This is a genomic window from Halomonas sp. B23F22_10 (genome assembly GCF_043496975.1).
Taxonomy (GTDB): Bacteria; Pseudomonadota; Gammaproteobacteria; order Pseudomonadales; family Halomonadaceae; genus Halomonas; species Halomonas smyrnensis.
Genome location: NZ_JBIEKF010000002.1, coordinates 135388 through 161207 on the forward strand (window position 1 = coordinate 135388; position 25820 = coordinate 161207).

The following is a 25820-nucleotide window of genomic DNA, read 5'->3' on the forward strand; positions in this document are numbered from 1 at the left end:
CGCTCAGCCCCCCGCCAGCTCCGCCTCGATGGCGGCCAGCGCCGCCATGGGGTCGTCGGCCTGGGTCACCGGGCGTCCGATCACCAGATGCGTGCTGCCGGCCACCATGGCCTCCGACGGCGTCATCACCCGCCGCTGGTCACCGGCCTCGGCCGTGGCCGGACGAATCCCCGGCGTCACCTTGAGGAAGTCATCGCCGCACTGGGTGCGCAGCCGCGCGGCCTCCTGAGCCGAGCACACCACCCCGTCCATGCCGCTGTCTCGGGCCAGCGCCGCCAGACGCTCGACCTGTTCGGCGGGCGTGGCGGTGACGCCCACTTCCGCCAGATCCTCGCCCCCCATGCTGGTCAGCACCGTGACCGCGATCAGGCGGGTGGACAGGTCGTGCTGAACCAGCCGCTGCTTGGCCGCCTCCATCATCCGCCCGCCGCCACCGGCGTGCACGTTGACCATCCACACGCCCTGCTCGGCGGCGGCCTGAACGGCACCGGCCACGGTGTTGGGAATGTCGTGGAACTTGAGGTCCAGAAATACCTCGAAGCCGCGGCCGTGCAGGGCCTCGAGCACGGCGGGGCCGCTGCGAGTGAACAGCTCCTTGCCCACCTTGACCCGGCAGCGAGACGGATCGAGCCGGTCGGCCATGCACAGGGCGGCATCCAGCGAAGCGTAGTCGAGGGCGATGATCAGAGGGGATGCGGTGGGCACGAGCAGGGCTCCTGGCAGCTGAATGAACCCGCGCAGTATATCAGCCATGTGCCCGGACGCATGGCGAGATCGCTCGCAGCGAATGTCGTACATGACCCATGGCGGCGGCCGTCATTCGCTCACATCCGAGGGCCCTCACCGGCACTAGCTTGGAGGCAGGGACCACCATGGCCCCTGATCAAAAGCCAACCGCAGAGGACATTCAGCCATGAGGACACGTTACACGACAGGCATCGCCATCCTGGGGCTGACGCTGATGCTCGGCCTGGCATCACCGGTCACCGCCCAGGAGATGGCGCCGATCAACGTCAACACCGCCGATGCCACGCTACTGACCGAGCTGCCGGGAATCGGCGAGACGAAGGCCGAGGCCATCGTCGAGGATCGCGAGGCCAACGGACCCTATGAGTCCGCCGACGATCTCGCCCGGGTCAGCGGCATCGGCGAGATGACCGTCGAAAGGCTCTCCGAGCAGGTCACGTTCTGAGAAACCGTCGGACGGCGGCGCTCGGGCGGCGTCGGAATGGCCTAGACCCTGAGCCCGCCGTCGCACTCTACCACCCGCCCGGTGAAGTAGTCGTTGGTGAAGATAAAGGCCACGCTCTCGGCGATATCGCCGGGCTGCCCCATGTGACGTAGCGGGATACCGTCCGTGATGCGCTCGAGGATGTCTTCCCGCAGCGTCGCGGTCATCTCGGTCTCGATGAAGCCGGGTGCCACCGCCCCCACCCGAATGCCGTGCCGGGCCAGCTCCCGGGCCCAGGTCACGGTCAGCGACGCCACGCCGGCCTTGGCCGCCGCATAGTTGCTCTGGCCGACGTTGCCGCCGCGCACCACGCTGGAGATATTGACGATCACGCCCTGGCGGCCGGCCTCGATCATCCGGGTGGCCGCCTCGCGCCCGCAGAGGAAGACGCCGGTCAGGTTGACGTCGATCACCTGCTGCCAGTCCGCCAGCGACAGGCGCTCCGACACCTCGCCTTCCCTCGCCTTGACCAGCAGGCCGTCGCGCACGATGCCGGCGTTGTTGACCAGGCCATCGATGGGGCCGAGGGCCTCCTCAACGGCGGTGAAGACGGCGGCCACCGAGCCCTCATCGGCCACGTCCACAACGAACCCGCGCGCACCGACGCCGGCCTCTGCCAGCCGACCCACGGCGGCATCCAGGCTGTCGCCGTCACGATCCAGCAGCGCCACGGTCGCGCCCTCACGGCCCAGACGTTCGGCCATCGCCAGGCCCAGACCACGGGCGCCGCCGGTAATGGCAATGATGCGATCCTGCAGTGTCATGTCGAGTCTCCAGCCGATGGTGTCGCGTCTCATCCCGGCCATCACACCGCCAGGGCAAGTGCCTGTCGTACTCAGCTTATCCCGAATGTTGCGATGCAACACTCGGCTTTTGGTCGAGGCTTGATTTCCCGGCACGACGCCCCCATCTATCGGGCATTCGTCAACGCGGAGTCATCATGCCCCTTCTCGCTTTCTTTACCGTCTTCGCCCTGCTCGACTTCGTCCTGCTGTTCACGGTCGGCAGCCATATCGGGCTGCTGACCACCCTGGCCCTGGTGCTGGGCACCGGATTCCTCGGTCTGCACCTGATCCGCCGGGAAGGCGTCGCCACCTTCGCCCGCGCCCAGGAGCGCATGAACCGTGGCGAGCTGCCCTCCGGCGAGCTGCTGACCGGTGCCGCCCTGATCTTCGGTGGTGCCCTGCTGATGGCCCCGGGCTTCCTGTCCGACGCCCTGGGCTTCATGTGCCTGATTCCGGACGCTCGCCGCCTGCTCGGCCGACTGCTGGGCCGGGCCGGCATGCGCTTCCAGGGCGTGCACATGCAGGCCGGCGCCTATCAGGCGCGCCAGGGGCGCGACGCCGACTGGCAGCAGGCCGGCGAGTCACACGAGCCGGGGCCGCGTACCTCCTCGCATGACGAGGACGGCGACCCGCTGGAAGGCGACTTCATCGCCCACGATGAGCGGCGCGGCTGAACGGCAAAAAATTTTCGGGCGGGGGCTTGAAAGCCCACTGGCCAGCCCCACCTATCCGACAGCAACGAGTTTCGATTCCGGCCCGCCGGAATCATCCCCACGGAAGGCAGACGCCTTCACCCCGCAGCAAGACCTGCGGGTTGATGATGAAAACGCCGGGGCAGCGACGCCCTGGCACAGCAAACCATCAGGAGAACGTGAGCAATGAACATCCGTCCCTTGCACGATCGCGTCGTCATCCGTCGCGTCGAAGAAGAACAGAAAACCGCTGGCGGCATCGTGCTCCCGGGCAGCGCCCAGGAAAAGCCGACTCGTGGCGAAGTGCTCGCCGCCGGTAACGGCCGGATCCTGGACAGCGGCGACGTTCGTCCGCTGGACGTCAAGGTCGGCGACACCGTGATCTTCAAAGATGGCTTCGGCGTCGAGAAGCAGAAGATCGACGGCGAAGAAGTGCTGATCATGAGCGAGTCCGACATCCTGGCCGTCGTCGAAGGCTAAGCCTAGACCGCCACCCGCTCGAAACCGACGTTCACGAACTCACAGGAAACCTACGAAAATGGCAGCGAAACAAGTCAAGTTCTCCAGCGATGCCCGCACTCGCATGGCCAAGGGTGTCGATACCCTGGCCAACGCCGTCAAGGCCACCCTCGGCCCGAAAGGCCGCAACGTGGTGCTGGAAAAGTCCTTCGGCGCGCCGACCGTGACCAAGGACGGCGTCTCCGTGGCCAAGGAGATCGAGCTCAAGGACAAGTTCGAGAACATGGGCGCGCAGATGGTCAAGGAAGTCGCTTCCAAGACCTCCGACGTGGCCGGTGACGGCACCACTACCGCCACCGTGCTGGCCCAGTCCATCGTCAACGAAGGCCTGAAGGGCGTCATCGCGGGCATGAACCCGATGGACCTGAAGCGCGGCATCGACCAGGCCATCCAGGCCGCGGTCAAGGAAGTCGGCGAGCTGGCCGTGCCGTGCACCGACTCCAACGCCATCGCCCAAGTCGGCACCATCTCCGCCAACGGCGACACCAACATCGGCCGCATCATCGCCGAAGCGATGGAAAAGGTCGGTAAAGAAGGCGTCATCACCGTCGACGAAGGCCGTGGCTTCGAAGACGAGCTGGACGTCGTGGAAGGCATGCAGTTCGATCGCGGCTACCTGTCGCCGTACTTCGTGACCAACCACGACACCATGGCCGTGGAACTGGAAGATCCGTTCATCCTGCTGGTGGACAAGAAGATCTCCAACATCCGCGAACTGCTGCCGACCCTCGAGGCCGTCGCCAAGGCCGGCAAGCCGCTGGTGATCATCGCCGAGGACATCGAAGGCGAGGCCCTGGCCACCCTGGTGGTCAACACCATGCGCGGCATCGTCAAGGTCGCGGCCGCCAAGGCCCCGGGCTTCGGCGACCGTCGCAAGGCCATGCTGCAGGACATCGCCATCCTGACCGGCGGCACCGTGATCTCCGAGGAAGTCGGTCTGGATCTCGAGCAGGCCACCCTGGACCACCTGGGCACCGCCAAGCGCGTGACCATGTCCAAGGAAAACACCACCATCATCGATGGTGCCGGCCAGGACGCTGACATCGAGGCACGCGTCAACCAGATCCGCGCCCAGATCGAAGAGACCTCTTCCGACTACGACCGCGAGAAGCTCCAGGAGCGCGTCGCCAAGCTGGCCGGCGGTGTCGCCGTGATCCGCGTCGGTGCCGCCACCGAGGTGGAGATGAAGGAGAAGAAGGCTCGCGTCGAAGACGCCCTGCACTCCACTCGCGCCGCCGTCGAGGAAGGCGTGGTGCCTGGCGGTGGTACCGCCCTGATCCGCGTGCTGACCAAGGTCGCCGGCCTCAAGGGCGAGAACGAAGACCAGACCCACGGCATCGCCATCGCCGTGCGCGCCATGGAAGCGCCGCTGCGCCAGATCGTCACCAACGCCGGCCAGGAGGCTTCCGTCATCCTGAACCGCGTCAAGGACGGTGAGGGCAACTTCGGCTACAACGCCCAGACCGGCGAATTCGGCGACCTGTTCGACATGGGCGTGCTGGACCCGGCCAAGGTCACCCGTAGCGCCCTGCAGTCCGCAGGTTCCGTTGCCGGCCTGATGATCACCACCGAGTGCATGATCGCCGACGACCCGGACGAGCAGGAAGCTGCCGGTGGCGGCGACATGGGCGGCATGGGCGGCATGGGAGGCATGGGCGGCATGATGTAATCGGCCCCCTGCCCCAGGCCCCGCCTGAGAAAGACCCCCGCCGGAGACCGGCGGGGGTCTTTTCGTTGTGGCGAGAGCCCCCTCCAGCCAATGGCCGAACCGCGCAAGACAGGCTTGGCGGCTTGGCGGCTTGGCGGCTTGGCGGCTTGGCGGCTTGGCGGCTTGGCGGCTTGGCGGCTTGGCGCGGTAAGATACACGACTTACGTCTCTCACCACCTGGCTGCGCCCTCTGTCCATGCTTTCCAATATCCGTATCGTCCTCGTCCAGACCTATCACCCCGGCAATATCGGCGCCTCGGCGCGGGCCATGAAGACCATGGGGCTCACCGACCTGGTGCTGGTCAACCCGCGCGACTTCCCTCACCCCGAGGCCAGTCGACTGGCCGCCGGCGCCGAGGACCTCGTCGACGCAGCCCGAGTGGTCGGCTCGCTGCAAGAGGCGGTGAGCGACTGCGTCCAGGTGATCGGCGCCAGCGCCCGACTGCGCAGCATGCCCCTGCCCCACTTCGACGAGCCCGCCGAGATGGCCGAGTCGCTGGTGACGCATGCCGCGGGTGATCCCGTCGCCCTGGTATTCGGCCGCGAGCGCTTCGGGCTGACCAACGACGAGATCCGCTGCTGCAGTCACCAGGTCAGCATTCCCGCCAACCCGGACTACGGCGTGCTCAATCTTTCCCAGGCCGTCCAGGTGCTGGCCTACGAGACCTTCCGCGCCTGGCGACAGCGCCCGGATAGCGGCTTCCAGGCCGCTCGGCCGGCCAAGGATCGCCAGCCGACCCGGGAGCAGTTAGGCCACTTCCACGACCATTTGTCTCGCCTGATGCAGGCCAGCGGTTTTATCACCCAGCCCCATGCCCGCACCGAGGAGCAGCTGCAGGCGCTGTTCGCTCGTGCCCAGCCCTCGCGCAAGGAGCTCTCGCTGTTGCGCGGGCTGCTGAGTTCGCTTGAGCCTGACGCGAAAGACTGAGGCCTGAAGCAGGAGACGGACGCCAAAGCGCCGATCGACATCGAATCGTCATCGTCGATTCACCCCACCGTCATGCGCCTGGCCGAGACTACAACTGCCCAAGACGGGAACCGGCAACGGATACTGCCACTCGCTTCGCCAGGGACGCCAGGGGCAGGACGCTCCTCAGGGACGCCGTTCGGCATCGGGACGATGCCCAGGGAGGATGGGAATATCGCCACGACGCTCGCGTCGTGGCGTTTTTCTTTGCCGTTCCGGCACAAGGTGGCAGAGTGGAGGAGTCTACGGCCCAGGAGAGTCGCCATGCGCAGCGAGCCTGAAACCCCCTCGCCCGACGCTACCCCGCGAAAGCGGCAGCACCTGATTCACGACGAGCTTCCGAAAGAGCACGAGGATCCGCTGATCGGCGTCCTGCACCGCGTCATTCGCATGGGCGTCAAGGTACTGGCCGTGCTGATGGTGTTCGTGATCCTGTGGGGCGTCCTGGACGTCGTTTACGTGCTCTATCAGCAGCTCACCTCTCCGCCCTTCCTGCTGCTGGAAGTCGGCGACCTCTTCCGCCTCTTCGGCGCCTTCATGGTGGTGCTGATCGCCATCGAGATCTTCATCAACATTCGCCTGTATCTCGGTACCGATGTGCTGCCGATACAGCTGGTGATCGCCACCGCACTGATGGCCATCGCCCGAAAAGTGATCGTGCTGGACATCGAGGCCGTCTCGGCCGAGTACGTGTTCGCCATCGCCGCCGTGGTGCTGGCCCTCGGCGTCACTCACTGGCTGGTCGCCCGCAAGCAGTAAGCCGCAGCGATCCTCTTTTCCACTCGCACCCTCAACCCGAGCACCTCCTCTCGTCAGGCATCCAGACACCGGCAACACTGGCAGAACCACCGGGCAGGCCGGTAACCTCATTCGATATCAGCGAGCCCGGCCGCCTTCGAGTCGGGCTACGACTCCACCGCGCATCGAGAGAGGTCCCATGCCCCGCTTCGCCGATCACCTCTATACGCCCGGCCCCGACAACCCCTTTCCCGGCCTCGCGGCGCTGCAGCGGCGCCTGGGCCACGCCATTCCTCATCGGCTAGGCTCCAACGAGGGGCTCGACATGCCCCATGCCGCGCTGCGTGAGCACTTCGGCGAGACCATGGCCGAGCACGTCACCTGCTACGGCGACGCCGAGGCCCTGGCCCTGCGTGAGCGCCTGGCGCGCCGCCACGGTTTCGACGTCGACAGCCTGCTGGTGGATGCCGGCTGCGACAGCCTGCTGGCCCTCACCCTGCGCACGGTGGCCCCGACCGGCACCACCGTCATCGCCTCCGCCGGCACCTACCCGACCTTCGGCTACTTCGCCCGCGGCCAGGGCTGCCGCCTAGTGGAGGTCGACTATCGAGAGGACGAAGCGCGACTGGCGCCGGACCTCGACGCCCTGGCCGCCGCCGCGCATCGGGAAGACGCCCGGCTGGTGTATCTGGCCAATCCGGACAATCCCACCGGCCATCGACACGCGGCCGACGACGTTGCCCGCTTCCGCCAGGCATTGCCCGAAGACTGCTGGCTGCTGCTGGACGAGGCCTATCACGACTTCCGCGACGACGCCGACGCGCCGGATTTCACCCGCGCCCTGCCCGGCGTGATCCGCTGCCGCACGTTGTCGAAGGCCATGGGGCTGGCCGGACTGCGCGTCGGCTACGCGATCGTCGAGCCAGAGACGCGAGCCATGATGCAGAAGGTGCGCATTCACTACGCCGTCTCCTCGCTCAGCCTGGCGGCCGCCGAGGTGGTGCTGGATCATCCTGCCGAGATCGACCGCCATCTGCGCGACGTGATCGCGCGGCGCGAGCGGCTGACGGCGCATTTCCGCGCCCTGGGTGTCGACGTGCTGCCGAGCGCCACCAACTTCATCGCCCTTCGCCTGCCCAGCGTCGAGCTGGCCGCACGCGTTCACGCCGCCCTGCTGGACGAAGGCAAGCTGACCGCCCGCGCCGCTCATCCGGCGCTCGGCCATCTGCTGCGGATCACCGCGGTGGAGGATGCTTTGGCGCCGGGCCGGCTGGCGACGCTGGAAGCGGCACTCGCGGAAGGAAACGAAGGCTAGTAGGCAGGCGGCGCCGCTCAGCAGCGCCCCTGCATGGCCAGCCCGGGCGGGCAGAAGCCATCGCGACGACGGTGATCGCGGTCGTCGCGGTGACGCCGATGGTGGCGACGCTCGCGGTAGTGATCGTCATGACGGCGATAGTGGCGATACTCCCTTCGCTCGTGATGGCGATGACCATGGTGATAGCCGCCGACCTCCACCAGAGGGCCGGTGTCGATGCGCGCCGGCGTGTAGCTGCACCCCGTCATCAGCAGCATGGCCGCCAATGCCAGGCCTCCCATGACGCCGCGGCGACGTGAGGAGGTCATCTCAGCAGCGCCCTTTCTTCGCCTGCCCCGGCGGGCAGAAGCCACCCCCATGGCTGCGATGGTCGCGATCATGGTGGCCACCGATCTCGAGTAGCGGCTCGGGGTCGATGCGGGCGGGCGTGTAGCTGCAGCCGGCCACAAACAGGGCGGCAAGCAGCAGGGTCGCAAGGGTCAGCGGGCGAATTGACATGGTACCTCCTGGGCCTGATGGATGACCGCCATTCTAGCGCAGCCCACAGGCCTTACCCATGTGGCGCCGCGACGACGCACCCTGTCTCCTACCGGAAACACTTCGGCCCCTTGTCGGGCGAGAAGCGCCCCGTACCGGGCGGGAAGGCACGGGGCTCGCCCGTGGCGAGATCGCCACGCCCCTGCCTCTGGCCGGCATCCTCGGCAGCTTCCCGATGGGCTCGGCACGGCAAGGCCCGAACACCGCCGAAAAATCCCCCATCGCGTCGCCCAAAATCGGAAAAAACCGCGGATGGAGCGCCCCCACGACTTTGCTATCGTCACGCAACACCCACCCGACAACAGGAGCGAGCCGATGGGCGCTGCGTCCCTGCCCGATAATGTCCCTTCCACCATGGCCGCCATGCGACTGGTCGGCCACGGCGACGTGGACCGGCTGGTCTATGACGAGACCGTGCCGACGCCACGCCCCGGCACCGGCGAGGTGCTGGTCAAGGTCACCGCCACGGCCAAGAACAACACCGACCGCAAGGCCCGCGAGGGCCTCTACCCGACCAAGGACCAGGGCGACGTGACCTCGTTCGCCATGGGCGGATCCCCGACCCTGACCTTCCCGCGCATCCAGGGCGCCGACATCGTGGGCCGGGTGGTCGCCACGGGCGACGGCGTCGAGGCCTCGCGGCTCGGCGAGCGCGGCCTGCTCGACTTCAACCTCTACGCCGACGCCCGCCGCGACATCAATCTGACGCCTGACTATTACGGCCACGGCGCCGACGGCGGCTTCGCCGAGTACGTCGCCGTGCCCTCGGACCAGTTCCACTCTGTGCCCAACGCCGAGCTTGCCGATGCCGAGCTGGCGGCCATGGGCATGTGCTCCTATCAGACCGCCTATCACATGATGACGGCGGCCGGCGTGACGTCGGGCGAGCGCGTGCTCGTCACCGGCGCCAGCGGCGGCGTGGGCACCGCCCTGATCCAGCTGTGCCGGGTCGTCGGCGCCATTCCCTACGCCCTGAGCCAGCCCGACAAGGCCGACGCCCTGATCGAGCTCGGCGCCGAGGCGGTGCTCGACCGCTCCGACATGAACGATTTCGAGGAACGGGTGAAGGCCGTGACCGGCGGTGCCCCGCTCGATGCGGTGATGGACCTGGTGGGCGGCGAGATGACCGACCGCTTCATCGACGCCATGATCTTCGACATGTCGGCCCGCTCGACCTACCCGCGGCTGTCCATCGCCGGCGCCAGCGGCGGCAACGTCAGCGAAGTCATGTGGACCCGCATCTATCTTTACCAGGTGCAGATCTTCGGCGTCTCCCACGGCACCCGGGAGGAGGCCGAGCAGCTGGTGGAATGGATCCGTGGCGGCCAGCTCAGGCCGGTGCTGCACGCGGCCTTCAGGCTCTCCGACCTGCACGCGGCGGAGCGCTACTTCGTCAATCGCGGCAGCCACTATCTCGGCAAGATCGTGATCGTCCCCGACGCCGAATGGGACGAACACGGCGCGCCCTTCGCCCTTGAGGGAACACAATGAGCAAGCCCGAACTGACGCTGCGGCTGATGGACACCCACGCCGGCGGCGACGTCAGCCGCATCGTGCTCGGCGGCGTCACGCCGCTGCCGGGCGCCACCGTGCGCGACCAGATGCACTATCTGCGCGACAGCGCCGACGGCCTGCGCACGCTGCTGCTCGACGAGCCCTACGGCATCCCCGAGATGTCGGTCGACCTGATCGTGCCGCCCAGCGACCCGGAGGCCGCGGCCGGCTACATCATCATGGAAGTGATGGGCTATCCCATCTACTCCGGCTCCAACACCATCTGCACCGCCACCGCGGTGCTCGAGGCCGGGCTGGTGCCCAAGCGCGAGGGGCGCCAGCACTTCCTGCTGGAATCGCCCGCCGGGCGCGTGCAGATCGAGGCGCTGGTCGAGAACGACGTGGTCGAGGCCATCACCTGCGAGGGACTGCCGAGCTACATCGACACCTACCGCGAGACGATTCACGTCCCGGGCATCGGCGAGGTCACCTACAGCGTGGCCTACAGCGGCGGCTTCTACGCCCTGGTGGATGCCACCGAGCTCGGTTTCTCGCTGGTCCGCGAGGAGGAGCGAGCCCTGTCCGACTGCGCCTACAAGATCGTCGAGGCGCTCCAGGCCGAGCGCGGCTTCACCCACTACACCCTGGGCGACGTGGGCCCGCTGCCCTTCCTGCACTTCATGGGCCCGGTGACCGAGGTCGCCGACGGCTTCTACCGCTCGCGCTCCACCACCTACGTGCATCCCGGCGTGATCTGCCGCAGCACCACCGGCACCGGCACCTCGGCACGCCTGGCGCTGATGCATCACGAGGGCCGCATCCGGCCGGGCGACCGACTCGAGACCGTGTCGCTGCGCGAGACCGGCTTCATCGGCCAGTTCACCGGCACCCGCCAGGAGGGCGGCCAGACGGTGGTGGAGAACACCATCACCGGCAAGGCCTTCGTGCTGGCGCACTCCGATATCGTCGTCAATCCCGACGATCCCATGGTGCGCGACGGCAGCGTATACCATATCCTCGGCTCGCGGTCCGACGCCGCGGACTGATCGCCGGCGCGCCGTTCTTCGGCGCGCCGGGCTGACCGGGCGCAGGCCCGGCCCTTCCCACCTCTCCCACCGAGACCCCGCATGCCCACGGCACTGATCCTGCTCGACGTCCAGAACCTCTACTACACCAGCCGCCAGGCTCACGGCCGCAACGTCGACTACAACGCCCTCTGGGCCCGCGCCACCGAGGGCCGGCGGGTCGGCCACGCCCTCGCCTACGCCATCGACCGCGGCGACGAGAAACAGCGTCAGTTCCAGAACATCCTCCGCGCCATCGGCTTCGAGGTGAGGCTCAAGCCCTTCATCCGGCGCGCCGACGGCTCGGCCAAGGGCGACTGGGACGTGGGCATCACCCTGGACGCCATCGACCATGCCGGTGAGGCCGACGTGGTGGTGCTGATCTCCGGCGACGGCGACTTCGCGCCGCTGGTCGACAGGCTGCGCCAACGGTTCGGGGTCGAGGTGGAGGTGTTCGGCGTGCCCGCCTATACCGCCGACGCCCTGATCCGCTCGGCCGACCGCTTCGTGCCGGTCGAGGGCGCGCTGCTGATGGGGAACGCCTCGCGCTAGCCGGCCCTGTGACGGGGCCCATGTCGTATTGATGGCACGTCATGACGGGACCAGAGCGCCCACCGTGGACGAAGCCGCATCATGTGACGGCACAACTCGACAACACAGGGTTCCTGTCGGAACCCGCCGGCAGTCAACGCCCCGGGCGCCTATACTGCATCGCAGCATGGCGAGCGAAAGCGGAGGCAACTGACATGGCGAACGATACCCCGACGGCAGCGCGCAAGCGCATCGACCTGGCCCTGCAGGGCGGCGGCTCTCACGGCGCCCTGACCTGGGGCGTGCTCGACCGCCTGCTGGAGGACGAACGCCTCGAGATCGATGCCATCAGCGGCACCAGCGCCGGCGCCATGAATGCCGTGATGCTTGCCGGCGGCCTGCAGCGCGACGGCCGCGACGGTGCCCGCCAGGCGCTGCGCGATTTCTGGCACGCGGTGAGCCGGCTGTCGCGCTTCTCGCCGCTGCGCCGCACCTTCTGGGATCGCCTGGTGGGCAACGACAGTCTCGATCACTCTCCCGGCTACCTGTTCATGGAGGGGCTCACCCGGCTGATCGATCCGGCGCGACTCAACCCCCTCGGCATCAATCCGCTGCGCGACCTGGTCGAGGAGCAGGTCGACTTCGAACGGGTCAACGCCTGCGACCGGATCAAGGTGTTCGTCAACGCCACCAACGTGCGCACCGGCCGGGCCACGATCTTCACCCAGCCCCACCTCACGCTGGATACCCTGATGGCCTCGGCCTGCCTGCCCACCCTGTTCCCCGCCGTGGAGATCGGCGGCGAGGCCTACTGGGACGGCGGCTACAGCGGCAATCCGGCGCTCTATCCGCTGGTCGACCACCGCGGCTGCAGCGATCTGGTGGTGGTGCAGGTCAATCCGCTGGTGCGCAACAAGCTGCCCGACGGTGCCCGCGAGATCATCAACCGGGTCAACGAGATCACCTTCAACTCGAGCCTGGTCAAGGAGCTGCGCAGCATCCAGCTGCTCCAGCGGCTGATCGACGTCGAGGGGCTGGAGCTCGAGCGCGTGCGCGCGATGCGACTGCACCTGATCCACGCCGAACATGACGTCCAGGAACTCAGCGCCTCGAGCAAGATGAACGCCGAGTGGGAATTCATCTCGCGGCTGCACGACCAGGGCCGCGCCTGGGCCGATCGCTGGCTCGACGAACACTTCGAGGCCCTCGGCCAACACTCCTCCTTCGACCTCGACACCGTGTTCGACGACACCTTCGGCCCGCTCAGCTACCCCGACGATGCCGAGGGCGCCGACACCGACACCCAGCGCCGGGCCTGAGTCATGGCCGGCCCGCGGCCAAATGCCGCGGCCCGCTTGTCTGTCTTCGGGGGGCGACATAGAATCGCCCGCATGACTCACAAGCGCCCCTTCCTCTTCCTGCTGGCCATTCCGGTGGTCGCGATCCTGGCCCTGGCCACCTTCATCTTCGGCGGCCAGGCGCTGTCCGACAGCGGCCGTGACGACGAGATCCGCCAGGCCCTGGCCGCCGAGCTCGGCGCCAGCGGCGAGATCGATCTCAAGAACCTGCAGGAAGTCCAGTACGGCTACGGCGTCTGCGGGCTGTATCTCACCGATGACTCGGAAAACGGCTACGCCTCCTTCTTCTACGATACCAGCGCCGACCGCCTGACCCTGGACATCACCTCGCGCCGCTATCAGTCGCACTGCAGCCTGTCGGCCGTGTGCTGATCCCCGGGCGCATCCCGAACGGAGAGACGACACCATGGCAAGCGCACCACGCCACCACCGGCTGACCCGCACCGCCCACCGCCTGACACTGGGCCTGCTCACCGCCATCCTGGCCGCCGGCAGCGTGCAGGCCAGCGAGCTCGAGGTCAGCGATGCCCGCCTGCGGCTGATGCCAGGCGATCTGCCTGCCGCCGGCTATTTCCGCCTGCACAACACCGGCGAGGAGACCGTCACCCTGACCGGCGCCGGCAGCGACGCCTTCGGGCACGTCATGCTGCACCAGACGATGCAGGAGGACGGGATGTCGAGCATGCACGCGGTCTCCGAGCTGGAAGTCGCTCCGGGGGACACCCTCGAATTCGCGCCCAAGGGCTACCATCTGATGTTCATGAAGCGCGCCGTGCCGCTCGCCGTGGGCGATGAGCTCGAGGTCACGCTGGAGTTCGCCGACCAGCCGCCTGTGCCGGTGAACTTCGACGTGGTGTCCCCCGCCTCCCTGTAGTCCGAGATGTCGTTAACCATGAGAGCCTTCATGCCCGCCGCCCTGACCCGCCAGACGTTTTTACGCCGGACTGCTCCTCGCTTGACCCTGCCGCTGGTGGCCGCGCTGACGCTGGCCGGCTGCAGCGATCAGAACTGGCGTACCACCGATGTCTCCGAGATCATGCCGCCCCTCGACTTCACCCTGGTCGATGAACACGGCGAGACGGTCCAAGCCGAGGACTACGCGGGCAAGACCACGCTGCTCTACTTCGGTTACACCCACTGTCCGGACGTCTGCCCGACCACCCTGGCGCGGCTCTCGGCGGCTACCCACCGGCTCGACGACGAGCTCCGCGACGACATCCAGGTGCTGTTCGTCTCCGTGGACCCGGCGCGCGACACGCCCGAGGTCATGGGCCAGTATGCCGATGCCTTCGGGCCGCAGTTCATCGGCCTCACCGGCGAGACCGAGCAGATCGATGCGCTGACCAACCGCTACCGCATCACCTACTCCTACGACGAGCCGGACGCCGACGGCCGCTACGACGTCACCCACTCCAGCGCCGTCTTCGCCTTCGACCCGCAGGGCGATGCCCAGCTGCTGCTGCGCGACAGCGACCCGCTGGATAACATCGTCGCCGATATCGAACGCCTCGCCTCCCAGAGCTGAAGCTCGAAGCACAACACCGGCCCGAGCGCCGGGCCTCACGCCCGGCGTCCTTCCCCGGCGCCTTTCCTGCCCGGCTGATGGTTGCTCCTCGAACGGCCCCGCTACATGACGGTCAACGAACGGCCTGGCGTGAGCCGGGTCGATAGATAGCCAAGCCCCGCCCGATATAGCAGAATCACCGTGTCCGATACGCCAATACGAAGGAACCCGATGAACACAGACGATCTAGAAGATTTCGAAAAATCCATGCACAAGGAGATCGACGCCTTTCTCGAAGCCGGATCTCAGCCCGCCAAGCCTCAGAAAGCCACTCGATCCTCCACGAAGAAGCCACAACCGCCCACGGCATCCGCCAGCGAGATGAAAACCGGCCATATCGTCAAGCTCGCCGTGCGCACCAAGCAGTTGGAACTGGACACCGCCTTCGAGTATCACTCCACCAGCATCTCCAGGCTCGAGGCCCAGATGGAAGCCGAGAAGGCCGCCAACAAGGCCGGCTATCCGATCATCGGCTATGTCATCGATATTCAGCGGGTCTAATCAGCAAGCGATCACACCAAACATCCCCTCTTGCTCGGCTCGGCGGATACCACCTGCTGTCGATCGATGAATGAAGGCTTGCGGCGCTATCTTTCCCTCTTTTCCGGTAGCCCTCTTGACCCATAAAACGACACGGGAAGATTCCCCGCAGTAAGACACTTGCCGGGATCGAATAATCCTGCCCCGATGACTACCGCCACGTTCCTTTCGGCACGGATGGCAAAGCAGACAACGAACCATGAATGGGCACTATTAAAAGTCACGTCAAAGCAGTTTAAGCATCTCTTCGAGCCCGATAGACATCAATCGAGTCGAGAGCCCGCTTCTGCGCATCACCGTGTTGCCCCTGCCCGGGCGCCATTCTCGAGGATTCCCCATGCATATCGGCATCCTGACCATGACGTTCGCCCTGTCCGGCTGCGATTCCCTGAAGCAGAAACGTCAACGAATGGGCGGGCTGCACCAGCGCTACGGGCGTCACCCTGCCGTGGCGGTCTGCGAGAGCGGCGCGCGCGATAGCCTGACGACCAGCGAGTGGACCTTCGTGGTCACGGGGCACTCGGTGCCGGAGGTCGAGTCGCTGTGCAGCGAGATCGAGGACAGGCTGCAGCGGGGCGTGGACGGCCGCGTCACCGAAGCGCAGCGCGAGATGCTGTAAGCCGCACGCGGTCTGCTCAGCGTCGGTGCTGATCATCTGGCCGCGTCTGTCGGTTCGCCGCCGCGCCGCTCGCGCGGCCCTCGTCTTGGGTCACCGGACGCGCCGGACCCGGGCCTTCCTGACGGGCATTTGGCCGGACGCGGCGGCGCGCGGCTCGCGATGCGACCGGACGGGCCGTGGCGACATGGCCGCCGGCACCGCGCCCGCGACGTTGGCCGCTTGCCAGGGCGACCAGGGCACCGGCGAGCCCCATGACCATGCCGACGCTGCCCGCCACGCCTGGCCACTCGCCGAACAGCAGCAGCGTGGCGACAAGCGTCACGGCCGGCGTCAACGCCACCAGCGCCGCACTCTGCCCGACCCCGAAGCGCTGCAGGCTGGCATTGAAGAAGCCGTAGCCGCCGAAGGTCGCCAGCACGATCAGCCAGCCCAGGGCGGCCAGCGTGTCCATCGTCGGCCGCGGGGCCGACAGCCCTTGGCCGCTCAGCCAGGCGGCCAGGGCGAAGACCAGCGTGGCCGCCATCAGCTGGGCGGTCAGCCGCATCGGCATGGGCAAGGCCGGAGGGCGTCCGGCGCTCAGCACGCTGCCGAGGCTCACCGCGGCCACCGCCAGCAGCGGCAGACCGTAGGCCCAGAGCGGCGCACCGCCCACGCGGTGCAGATCATCCAGCACGCTCAAACCCGCCCCCAGGGTCGCCACACTCAGCCCCAGCCACTGCGCCACCCGCGGGCGTTCACCCAGCAGGCGTCCGGCCAGCAGCGTCGCGGCCAGCGGCTGCAGGGCCCCGATCAGGGCCGCCACGCCGGCGCTGACGCCGTGTTCCACGGCCAGCAGCATGGCCAGCAGATAGCCGCCCATGGTGAGGCTGCCCACCAGCGCCTCATGTGCCAGGCCACGGGGCGACAGGGAAAGCCGGCCGCGGCTCGCGATCAGCCCCCACAGGACGGCCAGCAGGGTCGCCACGGCGAAGCGCCAGGCGTAGAGCGACAGCGCCGGCGTCTCGACGGCCACGGCCAGGCGACTGCCCACGAAGCCACTGCTCCAGCAGATCACGAAGCCCAGCCCGACGGCCAGGCCACCGAAATGCCTGGGGGCACGCCACCGCGTTGTGCCTTCTCTCGTTGCCAGCATCCTGATCACCTCCCGTCGAGCTTGCGGAGGCGAGTCTGCGCCGGGTAGTGTTTTCAGGGAATCGAAACTTATTGGAGTGAGCATTCAACATGACTGAAGCCTTGACCCAAACGCTGGATCTCGAGGCACTGCGGAGCTTCGTGGCGGTGGCACGGCTGGGATCGCTGGCCGCGGCGGCCGAGCAGCGGCATCGCACCGTCGGCGCCCTGAGCATGCAGATCAAGCGCCTCGAGACGCACCTCGGCACCCGGCTGATGATACGTGGCGCCCGGGGAATGACGCTCACCGCCAGCGGCGACGCGCTGCTTGGCGAGGCCCGCGAACTGCTGCGCCGCCACGACGGCCTGGTGGCCAGGATCAGCGGCCGCGGCCTGTCCGGTCGCGTACGCGTCGGCATGCCGGAGGACTTCGCCAGCCACCTGGTGGGGCGCCTGTTGCCAGACTTCCTGGCCCGGCATCCCGACGTGGTGCTGGAAGCGGTGACCGCGACCAGCGGCGAGCTGGTCCGACGCCTCGAGCGGGGCGATCTGTCGCTGATCGTGGCGCTGGATCGGCCCCATCGACTGAGCGGCGGCGAACGGCTATGGCGCACCTCTCCGGTGTGGGCCGGCGCCCGCGATCTGTCGCTGTCGGCGGACGCGCCGCTGCCGCTGGCGCTGCATCCGGTGGACTGCCCCTACCGCCAGCTGGGCATCGAAGCGCTGGACGCCGAGCGTCGCCCCTGGCATGCGGTCTTCACCAGCACCAGCATCCACGCGCTGGAGACCGCCGTGGAAGCGGGGCTGGCCGTCAGCATCCTGGAGCAGGACCGACTGACGCCGGCCATGCGCGAGCTGGGTGACGCCGAGGGCCTGCCGCGGCTGGCGGACTGCCATGCCGAGCTGCACTACGGGCGCGGCGTCAGCGCGACGTCCTGGCCGGCGGTGGAGGCGCTGGGCGAGATGATCCGGGCGCGCCTGGGGCATCGCGGCTGAGGAGTGGGATCGACTGTCGAGATTCCCCGTCTCGGCCAGGGATGCCTGCCTGCCGCCGACGATCGGCGTCCGATGCCGTCGACGTCATCCGCCGCACCCATGCCGTGCTCCCGCTGGCCGCCCGGCAGAAGCGCGTCAACCACTGAGCGCGCGGAAACGGCGTGATGCACAAACCGCAGGGGGCGCCGTGGCGCCCCCTGATGACGTTTCCCGCTCGCGGGATCTCACGACGCCTGCAGCGCTCGCTCTTCCTTGCGATGCTGCAGCGGCGCAGTGCCGAAACAGCGCTTATACTCGCGACTGAACTGCGACACGCTGCGATAGCCTACCGCCTCGGCGGCCTGGTTGACGTGACTGGCTTCCTGCACCAGCAGCTGCTGCGCCTTGATCAACCGCAGCCGCTTCAGATACTGCAGCGGCGAGGCCTGAGCCACCTGCTTGAAGTGCTGATGGAAGGTCGAGGGGCTCATGCTGGCCTGGCGGGCCAGTGCCTCCACCGAGACCTCCTCGGCGAAGTGGCCGTGCAACCAGGACAGCACCTGCACGATCCGCGAATAGTGCCCCTGGTGGTGCACCAGCGCCCGCAGCGCCGGGCCCTGCTCACCGCGCAGCGCCTCGAACACCACGTCACGCACGCGCAGCGGCCCCATGGCGGCGGCCTCGGCGGGATCATGCAGGGTCCGCAACAGCCGCAGCACCGCCTCGCTCATGCCATCGGTCATCGAGACGGAATCCATCGGCACCGGCGAGGCCTCGTCGGCGCTGCGCTCGCCCATGGCCGTCACCAGCTCACCGAGCAGCGCCGGATCGAGGCGAATCGACACGCCCAGCAGCGGCGACTCGGCCGAGGCATGGGTCTCGCATTCGAAGGGCAGCGGCAACGACTGCACCAGGTACTGGCCGGGGCCGTAATGGATCTCGCGGTCGCCGAGATAGCCAATCTTGTGGCCCTGGGTGATGATGATCAGGCTAGGTTCGTACATCAGCGGCGTGCGCAGGATGGGCCGATGCGAGGCCATCAGCGAGACCGACGGCAGCGTGGTCGGCGAAAAGCCGTCGCGCTCGACCAGAGGCGCGATCAGGCCGATCAGCGGGCATTCATGGGCATGGGAGACGGGCATTGACGGAGCCTTTGATGCGGCCACGGCCACACGATTGGGATGATTCAGGCGATATTTCTGTCGTCATGGTGCCCCAGACTGAAGAAATTGGCAAAAACGACAGAGAATCAGCGGTCCTCAACGCTCTGGTACCGGCGCATAATGCGCTTCACCGGCAACGGGGCGTCGCGTTCGGCCGATCATGACGATATTTTACGCCGCCGACGCGCCCGGGATGCGCTCCTTCGTAGAAACGAGCAAAAACGCCGGAGGAACATCGGTCCATCACCGCCGTCCCAGTTCCCATAATGTCACTCGTCCTATCCTGATGGCGGCCCACCCCGTCGGTCAGAACACCCTCATTGAAAGGAAGAACCATCATGAGCGAGACCAAAGCGTACGCTGCCTTTTCCGCCGACAAGCCCTTGGCGCCGTTCACCTTCGAACGCCGCGAGCCGCGCGCGGACGACGTCGCCATCGAGATCCTCTACAGCGGCGTCTGCCACAGCGACCTGCACTTCGCCCGCGATGACTGGGGCATGAGCCGCTACCCCGTGGTGCCCGGCCACGAGATCGTCGGCCGCGTCACCGCCGTGGGCGGCGAAGTCAGCAAGTTCCAGGTCGGCGATATCGTCGGCGTGGGCTGCATGGTCGACTCCTGCCGCCACTGCAAGCCCTGCGAGGACGGCGTCGAACAGTACTGCCTCGAAGGCTTCACCATGACCTACGGCGGCGATGACCGTCAGGACGGCACCTTCACCCAAGGCGGCTACTCTGACCAGATCGTGGTCAGCGAGCACTTCGTGCTGCGCATGCCGGAGGGCATCGACCTGGCCTCCGCCGCGCCGATCCTGTGCGCCGGCATCACCACCTTTTCGCCGCTCAAGCACTACGGCGTGAAGGCCGGTGACAAGGTCGGCGTGATCGGCATGGGCGGCCTCGGCCACATGGGCGTCAAGCTGGCCAAGGCGCTCGGCGCCGAGGTCACCGTGTTCACCCGCTCCGAAGCCAAGATCGAGGAAGCCCGTCGCCACGGCGCCCATCACGTGGTCGTCTCCAGCGACGAGGAGCAGATGGCCGCGGTCGCCGAGACCTACGACTTCATGCTCGACACCGTGCCGGTGCAGCACGATCTGAACCCCTACCTGGGCGCCCTGAAGTACGACGGCACCCACATCATGGTCGGCCTGCTCGAGCCCATCGAACCGGCGATTCAGGCCTTCAACCTGGTGTTCAAGCGCCGCGTGCTGGCCGGCTCGCTGATCGGCGGCATCGAGGAGACGCAGGAGCTGCTCGACTTCTGCGCCGAGCACGATATCCGCTGCGACGTCGAGATGATCGACATGCAGGACATCAACACCGCCTTCGACCGCATGCAGAAGGGTGACGTCCGCTACCGCTTCGTCATCGACATGGCCTCGCTCAAGGACTGATCTCTCGATCGCCCCGACCGCCGGCCGCCCGCAAGGGCGGCCGGCGTCGTCGTGGCCGCGGCGCGCTGGCCGACGATCGTCACCATGGCGTAGGCTTTGAATCGCACCCATCTCGCCACCCACCACCAGGAGAGCACGACATGCAGTCACGCTATGTCACCATCCATGCCCATCCCGAAGGCACACCGGAACGCGAGCTGTTCGCGCTGGGAACCGCCGAGCTGCCGGCGCTGGCCGAAGGCGAGGTCCGGGTGCGCAACACCTGGCTGTCGGTGGACCCCTACATGCGCGGCCGCATGAGCGGCGTGGCCACCTACATCGAGCCCTTCACGCTGGGTGCCCCGCTGGAAGGCGCGGCCATCGGCGAAGTCATCGAGTCCCGCGCCGAGGCCTTCCCGACGGGCACCAAGGTCCGTCATATGGGCGGCTGGCGCGACGTCGCCCAGCTGCCCGCCGAGCGGGTCGAACCCCTGCCCGCCCTCGACGTGCCGGAACAGGCCTACCTGGGTGTGCTGGGCATGCCGGGCATGACCGCCTGGGCCGGCCTGAACCGCATCGCCGAAATGAAGGAAGGCGACAACGTGCTGGTCAGCGGCGCCGCCGGCGCGGTGGGCTCGCTGGCCGTCCAGCTGGCCAAGGCCAAGGGCGGCACCGTGGTCGGCATCGCCGGCACCCAGGACAAGCTCGACTGGCTCGAGGCGCATGGCGTCAAGGCCGTCAGCTACAAGGGCAAGGACGCCACCCAGCTCACCGCGGCCCTCAACGAGGCCTGCCCCGAGGGCTTCGATGTCTACTACGAGAACGTCGGCGGCACCTGCCTCGAGGCGGCGCTGAACACCCTGAGGCTCGGCGCGCGCATCGCGGTGTGCGGCATGATCTCCCACTACAACGCCGAAGGCCCGAGCGCCGGGCCGGGCAATCTGGCGATGATCGTGATCCGCCGCGCCCGCATGGAAGGCTTCATCGTCTTCGATCACTGGGCGCACTACCCCGACTTCCTCGAGGAAGTCGGCCCCCAGGTGGCCGCCGGCCGGCTCGACTATGAAGAGACCGTGGTGGAAGGCCTGGAGCAGACGCCGGATGCCTTCCTGCAGCTGTTCGAAGGCGGCAATCGCGGCAAGATGCTGGTTCGGCTATGAACCAAGCGCCGGTGGCGGTGATCCTGGCCGCCGGCGCCTCCCGGCGCTTCGGCGCCTCGGACAAGCGCCTGGCCCGGCTGCCATCGGGCCGGACGCTGCTGGCCGCCACGCTCTCCAGGGCGTCGGCGGCCTTTTCGCGTCTGCGGGTGGTGCTGCGCGAGGACGACGACCCCGTCGCCCTGGGCCTGCCCGCCGACACGCCGATCCTGCGCGCACCCCGTGCCGCGAACGGCCTGGGCGCCAGCCTGGCCGACGCCTTCGTCGCGCTGGCCGCCGACCCCGCCCTGGCCGAGGCGCCCGCCGCGGCAGTGCTGCTCGGCGACATGCCGAACATCGCCCTCGCGACGCTCGAGGCACTGCGCGATCGGGCCGCCCCCGGACGCATCGTCCGCCCCCGGCACGCCGGCCGACCGGGCCATCCGGTGCTGTTCGGCCGCGACGTCTGGGCGGAGCTTGCCGCCCTCGGCGGCGACGAAGGCGCGCGACGCGTCGTCGGCCGCCACCGCGCTCGCTGCCATGAGCTCGAGATCGACGATCCCGGCATCCATCTCGATATCGACGTGGCCGACGACCTCGCCGCCCTGTCGCGCGCGGGCGGCGACGAGACTGATCGGATGCGCAAGCACCAAGAACGATAACAGGAGAACGACCGTGACCAGCCTCACCATCAACGGGCAGACCCACGAGGTGGATGCCCCGGCCGACATGCCCCTGCTGTGGGCGATCCGCGATCTGGTCGGCTTCACCGGCACCAAGTACGGCTGCGGCCGCGGCCTGTGCGGCGCCTGTACCGTGCACCTGGACGGCCAGGCCACCCGCAGCTGCATCACGCCGATTGCCGCGGTGGGCGATCGCGAGGTCACCACCATCGAGGCCATCGGCGACGACCCGACCGGGGCCAGCGTGCAGAAGGCCTGGCGCGAGCTCGACGTGGTCCAGTGCGGCTACTGCCAGTCCGGCCAGATCATGTCGGCGACCGCCCTGCTGCAGGGCAATCCCGAGCCGGACGACAGCGCCATCGACGGCGCCATGAGCGGCAACCTCTGCCGTTGCGCCACCTATGTCCGCATTCGCGCCGCCATCCACGAGGCCGCCGCCTCCCTCGGCCAGGAGGTGTCCTGATGCACGTCTTGAAGCAGCACGCCCAGTCCCGCGCCGCGACCGCCCTATCGACGGTCAACGTCAGCCGTCGCGGCTTCATGAAGGGTTCCGCCGGGCTCGCCCTGGGCCTCTACATCGCCCCGCTGCTGGGCCACGATAGCCGCGCCCGGGCCGCCGGCGACAACGGGGAGTTCGCGCCCAACGCCTTCGTGCGCGTGACGCCGGAAGGCGAGGTGGTGGTGATCGCCAAGCACATCGAGATGGGCCAGGGCACCTACACCGGGCTCGCCACCCTGGTCGCCGAGGAACTCGACGCCGACTGGGCCTCGGTGCGCGTCGAGGGCGCCCCGGCCAACACCCAGCGCTACCAGAACCTCGCGTTCGGCATCCAGGGCACCGGCGGCAGCACCTCCATCGCCAACTCCTTCGAGCAGATGCGCCAGGCCGGCGCCAAGGCCCGGGCCATGCTGGTGGCCGCCGCCGCCGAGCGGCTCGAGGTCTCGCCGGGCAGCCTCGGCGTCCACCAGGGCAGGGTCATCCACGAGGCCTCCGGACGCGAGCTAGGCTTCGGCGAGCTGGCCGAGGCCGCCGCCGACCAGCCGGTGCCCGACGAGGTCACACTGAAGTCGCCCGAGCGGTTCACGCTGATCGGCAAGCAGCGGCTGATGCGCCAGGATAGCCCGGCCAAGACCGACGGCAGCGCCCGCTTCACCCAGGACGTCCAGCTCGACGGCATGCTGATTGCCGTGCCGGCACATCCCGCACGCTTCGGCAGCCGGCTGACCGGCGTCGACGACGCCGAGGCGCTCGAGGTGCCGGGCGTGGTGGCCAGCGTCCGCTTCCCCTCCCCGACCCGCGACGGCGACCTGGTCGCGGTGCTGGCTACCAACACCTGGGCCGCCATCAAGGGCCGTGACGCCCTGGCTCTCGAGTGGGACGACAGCCAGGCCTTCACCATGGGCAGCGAGGCGATGGAGGCCGACTACCGCGAGCGCGCCGGCCGAACCGGCGACACGGTCACCGACCGAGGCGACGCCGCCGCCGCGCTGGACGAGGCCGCCCAGGTCATCGAGGCCGACTACGTGGTGCCCTATCTGGCCCACGCCGCCATGGAGCCGCTCAACTGCGTGGTCGACCTGCGGGACGATCACGTCAGCATCCTCAACGGCGAGCAGTGGCAGACCCTCGACCAGCAGGCGGTGGCCAAGCTGCTCGACCTGCCGCCGGAGCAGGTGCGCATCCAGCAGCTTTTCGCCGGCGGCAGCTTCGGCCGCCGCGCCAACCCGATCAGCGACTACGTGCTGGAGGCCGCGGCCATCGCCAAGGCCGCCCGCGACCAGGGCCAGGCCGTGCCGATCAAGATGGTCTGGACCCGCGAGAACGACACCCGCGGCGGCCACTATCGCCCCTTCAACTATCACCGCGCCCGCCTCGCCCTGGACGCCGACGGCCACCTGACCGCCTGGCACCAGCGCCTGGTCGGCCAGTCGATCATGAACGGCACGCCGATGGAATCGATGATGGTCAAGGACGGCATCGACGCCACCTCCGTCGAGGGCGTCGCCGAACTGGCCTACGGCGTGCCGTCGCTCAACGTCGAGCTGCACACGCCGAGCGATATCGGCGTGCCGGTGCAGTGGTGGCGCTCCGTGGGCCACACCCACACCGGCTTCTCCACCGAGAGCCTGATCGACGAGGCCGCCGCGGCGGCCGGCCAGGACCCTTACCGGTACCGGCGCGAGCGGCTCCATGAGCGCCCGCGCTGGCAGGGCGTGCTCGACCTGGCGGCTGAGAAAGCCGGCTGGTCGACGCCGCTGGAAGGCGACGCCGAAGGCGTGAAGCGCGGCCGCGGCATCGCCGTCCACGAGTCCTTCGCCAGCTACGTCGCCCAGGTCGCCGAGGTCACGGTCGACGCCGACGGCCGGCTCAAGGTCGACCGGGTGGTGTGCGCGGTGGACTGCGGCCTGGCGATCAACCCGGACGTGGTCAGCGCCCAGATGGAAGGCGGCATCGGCTTCGCCCTGGCGGCGGCGCTGCACAGCGAGCTGACCCTCGACGACGGCCAGGTGCAGCAGTCGAACTTCCATGACTTCCAGGTGCTGCGCCTGAACGAGATGCCCGAGATCGAGGTGCATATCGTGCCCTCCGCCGAGGCGCCCACCGGCGTCGGCGAGCCCGGCGTGCCGCCGCTGGCACCGGCGGTGACCAACGCCATCTTCGCCGCCACCGGCCAGCGTATTCGTCGGCTGCCGATCGCCAACCAGCTCAGGGGCTGACCATGCGCGCACTGGACGTGGAGGTAGTCGAGGCCGCGCGACGCTGGTACGCCGAGGGGCATGACCTCTGGTGGTGCACGGTGCTCTCGACCTTCGGCTCGGCGCCGCGCGAACCGGGCGCGCTGCTGGTCGCCCGGGCCGACGGCCGCCATGTGGGCTCGCTGTCCGGTGGCTGCGTGGAGGAGGATTTCCTGGAGCGGCTCGCGGCGGGCGACTTCCGCGCGCCGGCCCAGGTCATCGCCTACGGCGACGGTGCCGATGCGCTGCACGGCAGCCGGGTGAGCCTGCCCTGCGAGGGGCGGCTCGAGGTGCTGATCGAGCACTGGCCGGCCGGCGACGCCTCGGTGGCCGACGAACTCGAGGCCTACGCCGAGGCGCTGCAGGGCGGCCAGCTGCTGGAGCGCCGCGTGGCCCTCGACGACGGCGAGAGCCACTGGCAGGTGGCGGCGGCCATGGGGCCGGGGGCGGTCCGCGACGAGCAGGCGGTGCGCCTTCATGTCGGCCCCGCCGCGCGGTTGCTGGTCGCCGGCCTCTCGCCGGTCAGCCAGTTCTGCGTGCAGTTCGGCCTGGCGCTGGGCTTCGAGGTGACAGTGTGCGATCCGCGTCCCGAGGCCTGGGAAGGCATCGAGCTCGGCGATGCCCAGGGTCACCGCGAGCTGCCGAGCGAGTTCCTGCGCCGCGAGGGGGCGCACCGCATGACGGCGGTGGTCGCCGTCACCCACGACCCGCGCCTGGACGACCTGACCATGCTCGAGGCCGTGCGTGGCGACGCCTTCTACATCGGCGTCATGGGCTCCCGGCGCACCTCGGAGAAACGTGCCGAGCGCCTCAGGCGCAGCGGCGGCATCGACGAGGCGTCCCTCGCACGCATCCACATGCCGATCGGACTGGATCTCGGCAGCAAGACGCCAGCCGAGATCGCCCTGGCGACGGTGAGCGACATCGTGCGGGTGATGCGCGGCAAGTGACCGCCACTCACGCGGACGAGCGCTCACCAACAAAC

29 protein-coding genes are annotated in these 25820 nt (G+C 68.4%); 23 read left to right on the plus strand and 6 right to left on the minus strand.

Translation table 11 applies throughout. The features are described from left to right. Nucleotides 1-3: 3 nt before the first annotated feature. Nucleotides 4-705: an orotidine-5'-phosphate decarboxylase gene (gene pyrF, locus ACGTNF_RS04705; RefSeq protein ID WP_394600645.1), complete on the minus strand. Its 702-nt coding sequence runs from the start codon at nucleotides 703-705 to the stop codon at nucleotides 4-6. Between the two features lie 208 nt (nucleotides 706-913). Between pyrF and ACGTNF_RS04710 the strand changes: the two genes are divergently transcribed. After that, nucleotides 914-1192 (plus strand): ComEA family DNA-binding protein, encoded by a 279-nt coding sequence (locus tag ACGTNF_RS04710; RefSeq protein WP_152479175.1) that lies wholly within the window; start codon nucleotides 914-916, stop codon nucleotides 1190-1192. A 41-nt stretch (nucleotides 1193-1233) separates the two neighbouring features. Here the strand turns inward: ACGTNF_RS04710 and ACGTNF_RS04715 are convergent, their stop codons facing one another. Then, nucleotides 1234-1995 (minus strand): SDR family NAD(P)-dependent oxidoreductase, encoded by a 762-nt coding sequence (locus ACGTNF_RS04715; protein ID WP_152479176.1) that lies wholly within the window; start codon nucleotides 1993-1995, stop codon nucleotides 1234-1236. 176 nt (nucleotides 1996-2171) lie between these two features. Between ACGTNF_RS04715 and ACGTNF_RS04720 the strand changes: the two genes are divergently transcribed. The 6 genes from ACGTNF_RS04720 to ACGTNF_RS04745 all read left to right on the plus strand — a co-directional run bounded on the left by ACGTNF_RS04720 (nucleotide 2172) and on the right by ACGTNF_RS04745 (nucleotide 7955). Further along, nucleotides 2172-2690, plus strand: a complete 519-nt coding sequence (locus ACGTNF_RS04720) for an FxsA family protein (protein WP_394600646.1) — start codon at nucleotides 2172-2174, stop codon at nucleotides 2688-2690. Nucleotides 2691-2894: 204 nt separating this feature from the next. After that, on the plus strand, nucleotides 2895-3188 hold the full coding sequence (locus ACGTNF_RS04725; RefSeq protein WP_016855308.1) for a co-chaperone GroES: 294 nt from the start codon (nucleotides 2895-2897) through the stop codon (nucleotides 3186-3188). Nucleotides 3189-3246: 58 nt separating this feature from the next. Further along, nucleotides 3247-4896: a chaperonin GroEL gene (gene groL, locus ACGTNF_RS04730; protein WP_394600647.1), complete on the plus strand. Its 1650-nt coding sequence runs from the start codon at nucleotides 3247-3249 to the stop codon at nucleotides 4894-4896. Between the two features lie 235 nt (nucleotides 4897-5131). Next, the gene (locus ACGTNF_RS04735) at nucleotides 5132-5863 is read left to right on the plus strand and encodes an RNA methyltransferase (RefSeq protein ID WP_394600648.1); all 732 of its coding nucleotides are present in this window, start codon (nucleotides 5132-5134) and stop codon (nucleotides 5861-5863) included. Between the two features lie 303 nt (nucleotides 5864-6166). Continuing rightward, a complete protein-coding gene (locus ACGTNF_RS04740; protein ID WP_394600649.1) occupies nucleotides 6167-6661 on the plus strand; it encodes a phosphate-starvation-inducible PsiE family protein in 495 nt (164 codons plus the stop codon). Nucleotides 6662-6839: 178 nt separating this feature from the next. Next, nucleotides 6840-7955, plus strand: a complete 1116-nt coding sequence (locus ACGTNF_RS04745) for a pyridoxal phosphate-dependent aminotransferase (protein ID WP_394600650.1) — start codon at nucleotides 6840-6842, stop codon at nucleotides 7953-7955. A 17-nt stretch (nucleotides 7956-7972) separates the two neighbouring features. On the opposite strand, the gene ACGTNF_RS04750 is transcribed toward ACGTNF_RS04745, so the two are convergent. After that, entirely contained in the window at nucleotides 7973-8263 is a 291-nt protein-coding gene (locus ACGTNF_RS04750) for a hypothetical protein (RefSeq protein ID WP_394600651.1), read from the minus strand. A 1-nt stretch (nucleotide 8264) separates the two neighbouring features. Next, the gene (locus tag ACGTNF_RS04755; RefSeq protein ID WP_394600652.1) at nucleotides 8265-8453 is read right to left on the minus strand and encodes a hypothetical protein; all 189 of its coding nucleotides are present in this window, start codon (nucleotides 8451-8453) and stop codon (nucleotides 8265-8267) included. Between the two features lie 354 nt (nucleotides 8454-8807). Here ACGTNF_RS04755 and ACGTNF_RS04760 point away from each other — a divergent pair, with 354 nt between their 5' ends. The 9 genes from ACGTNF_RS04760 (at nucleotide 8808) to ACGTNF_RS04800 (ending at nucleotide 15662) form a co-directional block, all read left to right on the plus strand. Further along, nucleotides 8808-9983, plus strand: a complete 1176-nt coding sequence (locus ACGTNF_RS04760; protein ID WP_394600653.1) for a zinc-binding dehydrogenase — start codon at nucleotides 8808-8810, stop codon at nucleotides 9981-9983. Then, complete coding sequence (locus tag ACGTNF_RS04765) at nucleotides 9980-11032, plus strand: proline racemase family protein (protein WP_016855316.1); 1053 nt, start codon at nucleotides 9980-9982, stop codon at nucleotides 11030-11032. The genes ACGTNF_RS04760 and ACGTNF_RS04765 overlap by 4 nt, the downstream gene beginning before the upstream one ends. Nucleotides 11033-11113: 81 nt before the next feature. Further along, on the plus strand, nucleotides 11114-11602 hold the full coding sequence (locus ACGTNF_RS04770; protein WP_016855317.1) for a LabA-like NYN domain-containing protein: 489 nt from the start codon (nucleotides 11114-11116) through the stop codon (nucleotides 11600-11602). Nucleotides 11603-11796: 194 nt separating this feature from the next. Next, on the plus strand, nucleotides 11797-12900 hold the full coding sequence (locus ACGTNF_RS04775) for a patatin-like phospholipase family protein (protein ID WP_394600654.1): 1104 nt from the start codon (nucleotides 11797-11799) through the stop codon (nucleotides 12898-12900). Between the two features lie 72 nt (nucleotides 12901-12972). Beyond that, nucleotides 12973-13311, plus strand: coding sequence for a hypothetical protein (locus tag ACGTNF_RS04780; RefSeq protein ID WP_394600655.1), 339 nt, complete (start codon nucleotides 12973-12975; stop codon nucleotides 13309-13311). A 34-nt stretch (nucleotides 13312-13345) separates the two neighbouring features. After that, nucleotides 13346-13813, plus strand: coding sequence for a copper chaperone PCu(A)C (locus ACGTNF_RS04785; RefSeq protein WP_394600656.1), 468 nt, complete (start codon nucleotides 13346-13348; stop codon nucleotides 13811-13813). 81 nt (nucleotides 13814-13894) lie between these two features. Continuing rightward, a complete protein-coding gene (locus ACGTNF_RS04790; protein WP_394600657.1) occupies nucleotides 13895-14464 on the plus strand; it encodes an SCO family protein in 570 nt (189 codons plus the stop codon). Between the two features lie 210 nt (nucleotides 14465-14674). Beyond that, nucleotides 14675-15004, plus strand: coding sequence for a hypothetical protein (locus ACGTNF_RS04795; protein WP_394600658.1), 330 nt, complete (start codon nucleotides 14675-14677; stop codon nucleotides 15002-15004). 376 nt (nucleotides 15005-15380) lie between these two features. Beyond that, entirely contained in the window at nucleotides 15381-15662 is a 282-nt protein-coding gene (locus ACGTNF_RS04800) for a DUF503 domain-containing protein (protein WP_394600659.1), read from the plus strand. A 16-nt stretch (nucleotides 15663-15678) separates the two neighbouring features. Here the strand turns inward: ACGTNF_RS04800 and ACGTNF_RS04805 are convergent, their stop codons facing one another. Next, complete coding sequence (locus ACGTNF_RS04805; RefSeq protein ID WP_394600660.1) at nucleotides 15679-16794, minus strand: DMT family transporter; 1116 nt, start codon at nucleotides 16792-16794, stop codon at nucleotides 15679-15681. An 89-nt stretch (nucleotides 16795-16883) separates the two neighbouring features. On the opposite strand from ACGTNF_RS04805, the gene ACGTNF_RS04810 reads away from it, so the two are divergent. Beyond that, the gene (locus ACGTNF_RS04810) at nucleotides 16884-17768 is read left to right on the plus strand and encodes a LysR substrate-binding domain-containing protein (RefSeq protein WP_394600661.1); all 885 of its coding nucleotides are present in this window, start codon (nucleotides 16884-16886) and stop codon (nucleotides 17766-17768) included. A 224-nt stretch (nucleotides 17769-17992) separates the two neighbouring features. On the opposite strand, the gene ACGTNF_RS04815 is transcribed toward ACGTNF_RS04810, so the two are convergent. Further along, nucleotides 17993-18889 (minus strand): AraC family transcriptional regulator, encoded by an 897-nt coding sequence (locus ACGTNF_RS04815; RefSeq protein WP_016855326.1) that lies wholly within the window; start codon nucleotides 18887-18889, stop codon nucleotides 17993-17995. Nucleotides 18890-19248: 359 nt separating this feature from the next. Between ACGTNF_RS04815 and ACGTNF_RS04820 the strand changes: the two genes are divergently transcribed. The 6 genes from ACGTNF_RS04820 to ACGTNF_RS04845 all read left to right on the plus strand — a co-directional run bounded on the left by ACGTNF_RS04820 (nucleotide 19249) and on the right by ACGTNF_RS04845 (nucleotide 25785). Continuing rightward, nucleotides 19249-20301 (plus strand): NAD(P)-dependent alcohol dehydrogenase, encoded by a 1053-nt coding sequence (locus ACGTNF_RS04820; RefSeq protein WP_394600662.1) that lies wholly within the window; start codon nucleotides 19249-19251, stop codon nucleotides 20299-20301. 140 nt (nucleotides 20302-20441) lie between these two features. Beyond that, nucleotides 20442-21440, plus strand: coding sequence for an NADP-dependent oxidoreductase (locus tag ACGTNF_RS04825; protein WP_394600663.1), 999 nt, complete (start codon nucleotides 20442-20444; stop codon nucleotides 21438-21440). Further along, nucleotides 21437-22078 (plus strand): nucleotidyltransferase family protein, encoded by a 642-nt coding sequence (locus ACGTNF_RS04830; RefSeq protein ID WP_394600664.1) that lies wholly within the window; start codon nucleotides 21437-21439, stop codon nucleotides 22076-22078. Before ACGTNF_RS04825 ends, ACGTNF_RS04830 begins: the two co-directional genes overlap by 4 nt. 13 nt (nucleotides 22079-22091) lie before the next feature. Then, on the plus strand, nucleotides 22092-22562 hold the full coding sequence (locus ACGTNF_RS04835) for a (2Fe-2S)-binding protein (protein WP_394600665.1): 471 nt from the start codon (nucleotides 22092-22094) through the stop codon (nucleotides 22560-22562). Next, nucleotides 22562-24817 carry a xanthine dehydrogenase family protein molybdopterin-binding subunit gene (locus ACGTNF_RS04840; protein WP_394600666.1) on the plus strand — a complete coding sequence of 752 codons (2256 nt, stop codon included), beginning with the start codon at nucleotides 22562-22564 and terminating at the stop codon, nucleotides 24815-24817. Before ACGTNF_RS04835 ends, ACGTNF_RS04840 begins: the two co-directional genes overlap by 1 nt. 2 nt (nucleotides 24818-24819) lie before the next feature. Beyond that, the gene (locus ACGTNF_RS04845) at nucleotides 24820-25785 is read left to right on the plus strand and encodes an XdhC family protein (RefSeq protein WP_394600667.1); all 966 of its coding nucleotides are present in this window, start codon (nucleotides 24820-24822) and stop codon (nucleotides 25783-25785) included. The last annotated feature ends 35 nt before the right edge of the window (nucleotides 25786-25820 follow it).

Coding starts and splice junctions, on each gene's coding strand:
- ACGTNF_RS04800 (WP_394600659.1), top strand. CDS start 15,381: ATGCATATCGGCATCCTGACCATGACGTTCGCCCTGTCCGGCTGCGAT.
- groL (WP_394600647.1), top strand. CDS start 3,247: ATGGCAGCGAAACAAGTCAAGTTCTCCAGCGATGCCCGCACTCGCATG.
- ACGTNF_RS04765 (WP_016855316.1), top strand. CDS start 9,980: ATGAGCAAGCCCGAACTGACGCTGCGGCTGATGGACACCCACGCCGGC.
- ACGTNF_RS04740 (WP_394600649.1), top strand. CDS start 6,167: ATGCGCAGCGAGCCTGAAACCCCCTCGCCCGACGCTACCCCGCGAAAG.
- ACGTNF_RS04820 (WP_394600662.1), top strand. CDS start 19,249: ATGAGCGAGACCAAAGCGTACGCTGCCTTTTCCGCCGACAAGCCCTTG.
- ACGTNF_RS04710 (WP_152479175.1), top strand. CDS start 914: ATGAGGACACGTTACACGACAGGCATCGCCATCCTGGGGCTGACGCTG.
- ACGTNF_RS04735 (WP_394600648.1), top strand. CDS start 5,132: ATGCTTTCCAATATCCGTATCGTCCTCGTCCAGACCTATCACCCCGGC.
- ACGTNF_RS04750 (WP_394600651.1), bottom strand. CDS start 8,263: ATGACCTCCTCACGTCGCCGCGGCGTCATGGGAGGCCTGGCATTGGCG.
- ACGTNF_RS04715 (WP_152479176.1), bottom strand. CDS start 1,995: ATGACACTGCAGGATCGCATCATTGCCATTACCGGCGGCGCCCGTGGT.
- ACGTNF_RS04840 (WP_394600666.1), top strand. CDS start 22,562: ATGCACGTCTTGAAGCAGCACGCCCAGTCCCGCGCCGCGACCGCCCTA.
- ACGTNF_RS04785 (WP_394600656.1), top strand. CDS start 13,346: ATGGCAAGCGCACCACGCCACCACCGGCTGACCCGCACCGCCCACCGC.
- ACGTNF_RS04725 (WP_016855308.1), top strand. CDS start 2,895: ATGAACATCCGTCCCTTGCACGATCGCGTCGTCATCCGTCGCGTCGAA.
- ACGTNF_RS04805 (WP_394600660.1), bottom strand. CDS start 16,794: ATGCTGGCAACGAGAGAAGGCACAACGCGGTGGCGTGCCCCCAGGCAT.
- ACGTNF_RS04830 (WP_394600664.1), top strand. CDS start 21,437: ATGAACCAAGCGCCGGTGGCGGTGATCCTGGCCGCCGGCGCCTCCCGG.
- ACGTNF_RS04775 (WP_394600654.1), top strand. CDS start 11,797: ATGGCGAACGATACCCCGACGGCAGCGCGCAAGCGCATCGACCTGGCC.
- ACGTNF_RS04720 (WP_394600646.1), top strand. CDS start 2,172: ATGCCCCTTCTCGCTTTCTTTACCGTCTTCGCCCTGCTCGACTTCGTC.
- ACGTNF_RS04760 (WP_394600653.1), top strand. CDS start 8,808: ATGGGCGCTGCGTCCCTGCCCGATAATGTCCCTTCCACCATGGCCGCC.
- ACGTNF_RS04770 (WP_016855317.1), top strand. CDS start 11,114: ATGCCCACGGCACTGATCCTGCTCGACGTCCAGAACCTCTACTACACC.
- ACGTNF_RS04845 (WP_394600667.1), top strand. CDS start 24,820: ATGCGCGCACTGGACGTGGAGGTAGTCGAGGCCGCGCGACGCTGGTAC.
- ACGTNF_RS04815 (WP_016855326.1), bottom strand. CDS start 18,889: ATGCCCGTCTCCCATGCCCATGAATGCCCGCTGATCGGCCTGATCGCG.
- ACGTNF_RS04825 (WP_394600663.1), top strand. CDS start 20,442: ATGCAGTCACGCTATGTCACCATCCATGCCCATCCCGAAGGCACACCG.
- ACGTNF_RS04810 (WP_394600661.1), top strand. CDS start 16,884: ATGACTGAAGCCTTGACCCAAACGCTGGATCTCGAGGCACTGCGGAGC.
- ACGTNF_RS04795 (WP_394600658.1), top strand. CDS start 14,675: ATGAACACAGACGATCTAGAAGATTTCGAAAAATCCATGCACAAGGAG.
- ACGTNF_RS04755 (WP_394600652.1), bottom strand. CDS start 8,453: ATGTCAATTCGCCCGCTGACCCTTGCGACCCTGCTGCTTGCCGCCCTG.
- ACGTNF_RS04780 (WP_394600655.1), top strand. CDS start 12,973: ATGACTCACAAGCGCCCCTTCCTCTTCCTGCTGGCCATTCCGGTGGTC.
- ACGTNF_RS04745 (WP_394600650.1), top strand. CDS start 6,840: ATGCCCCGCTTCGCCGATCACCTCTATACGCCCGGCCCCGACAACCCC.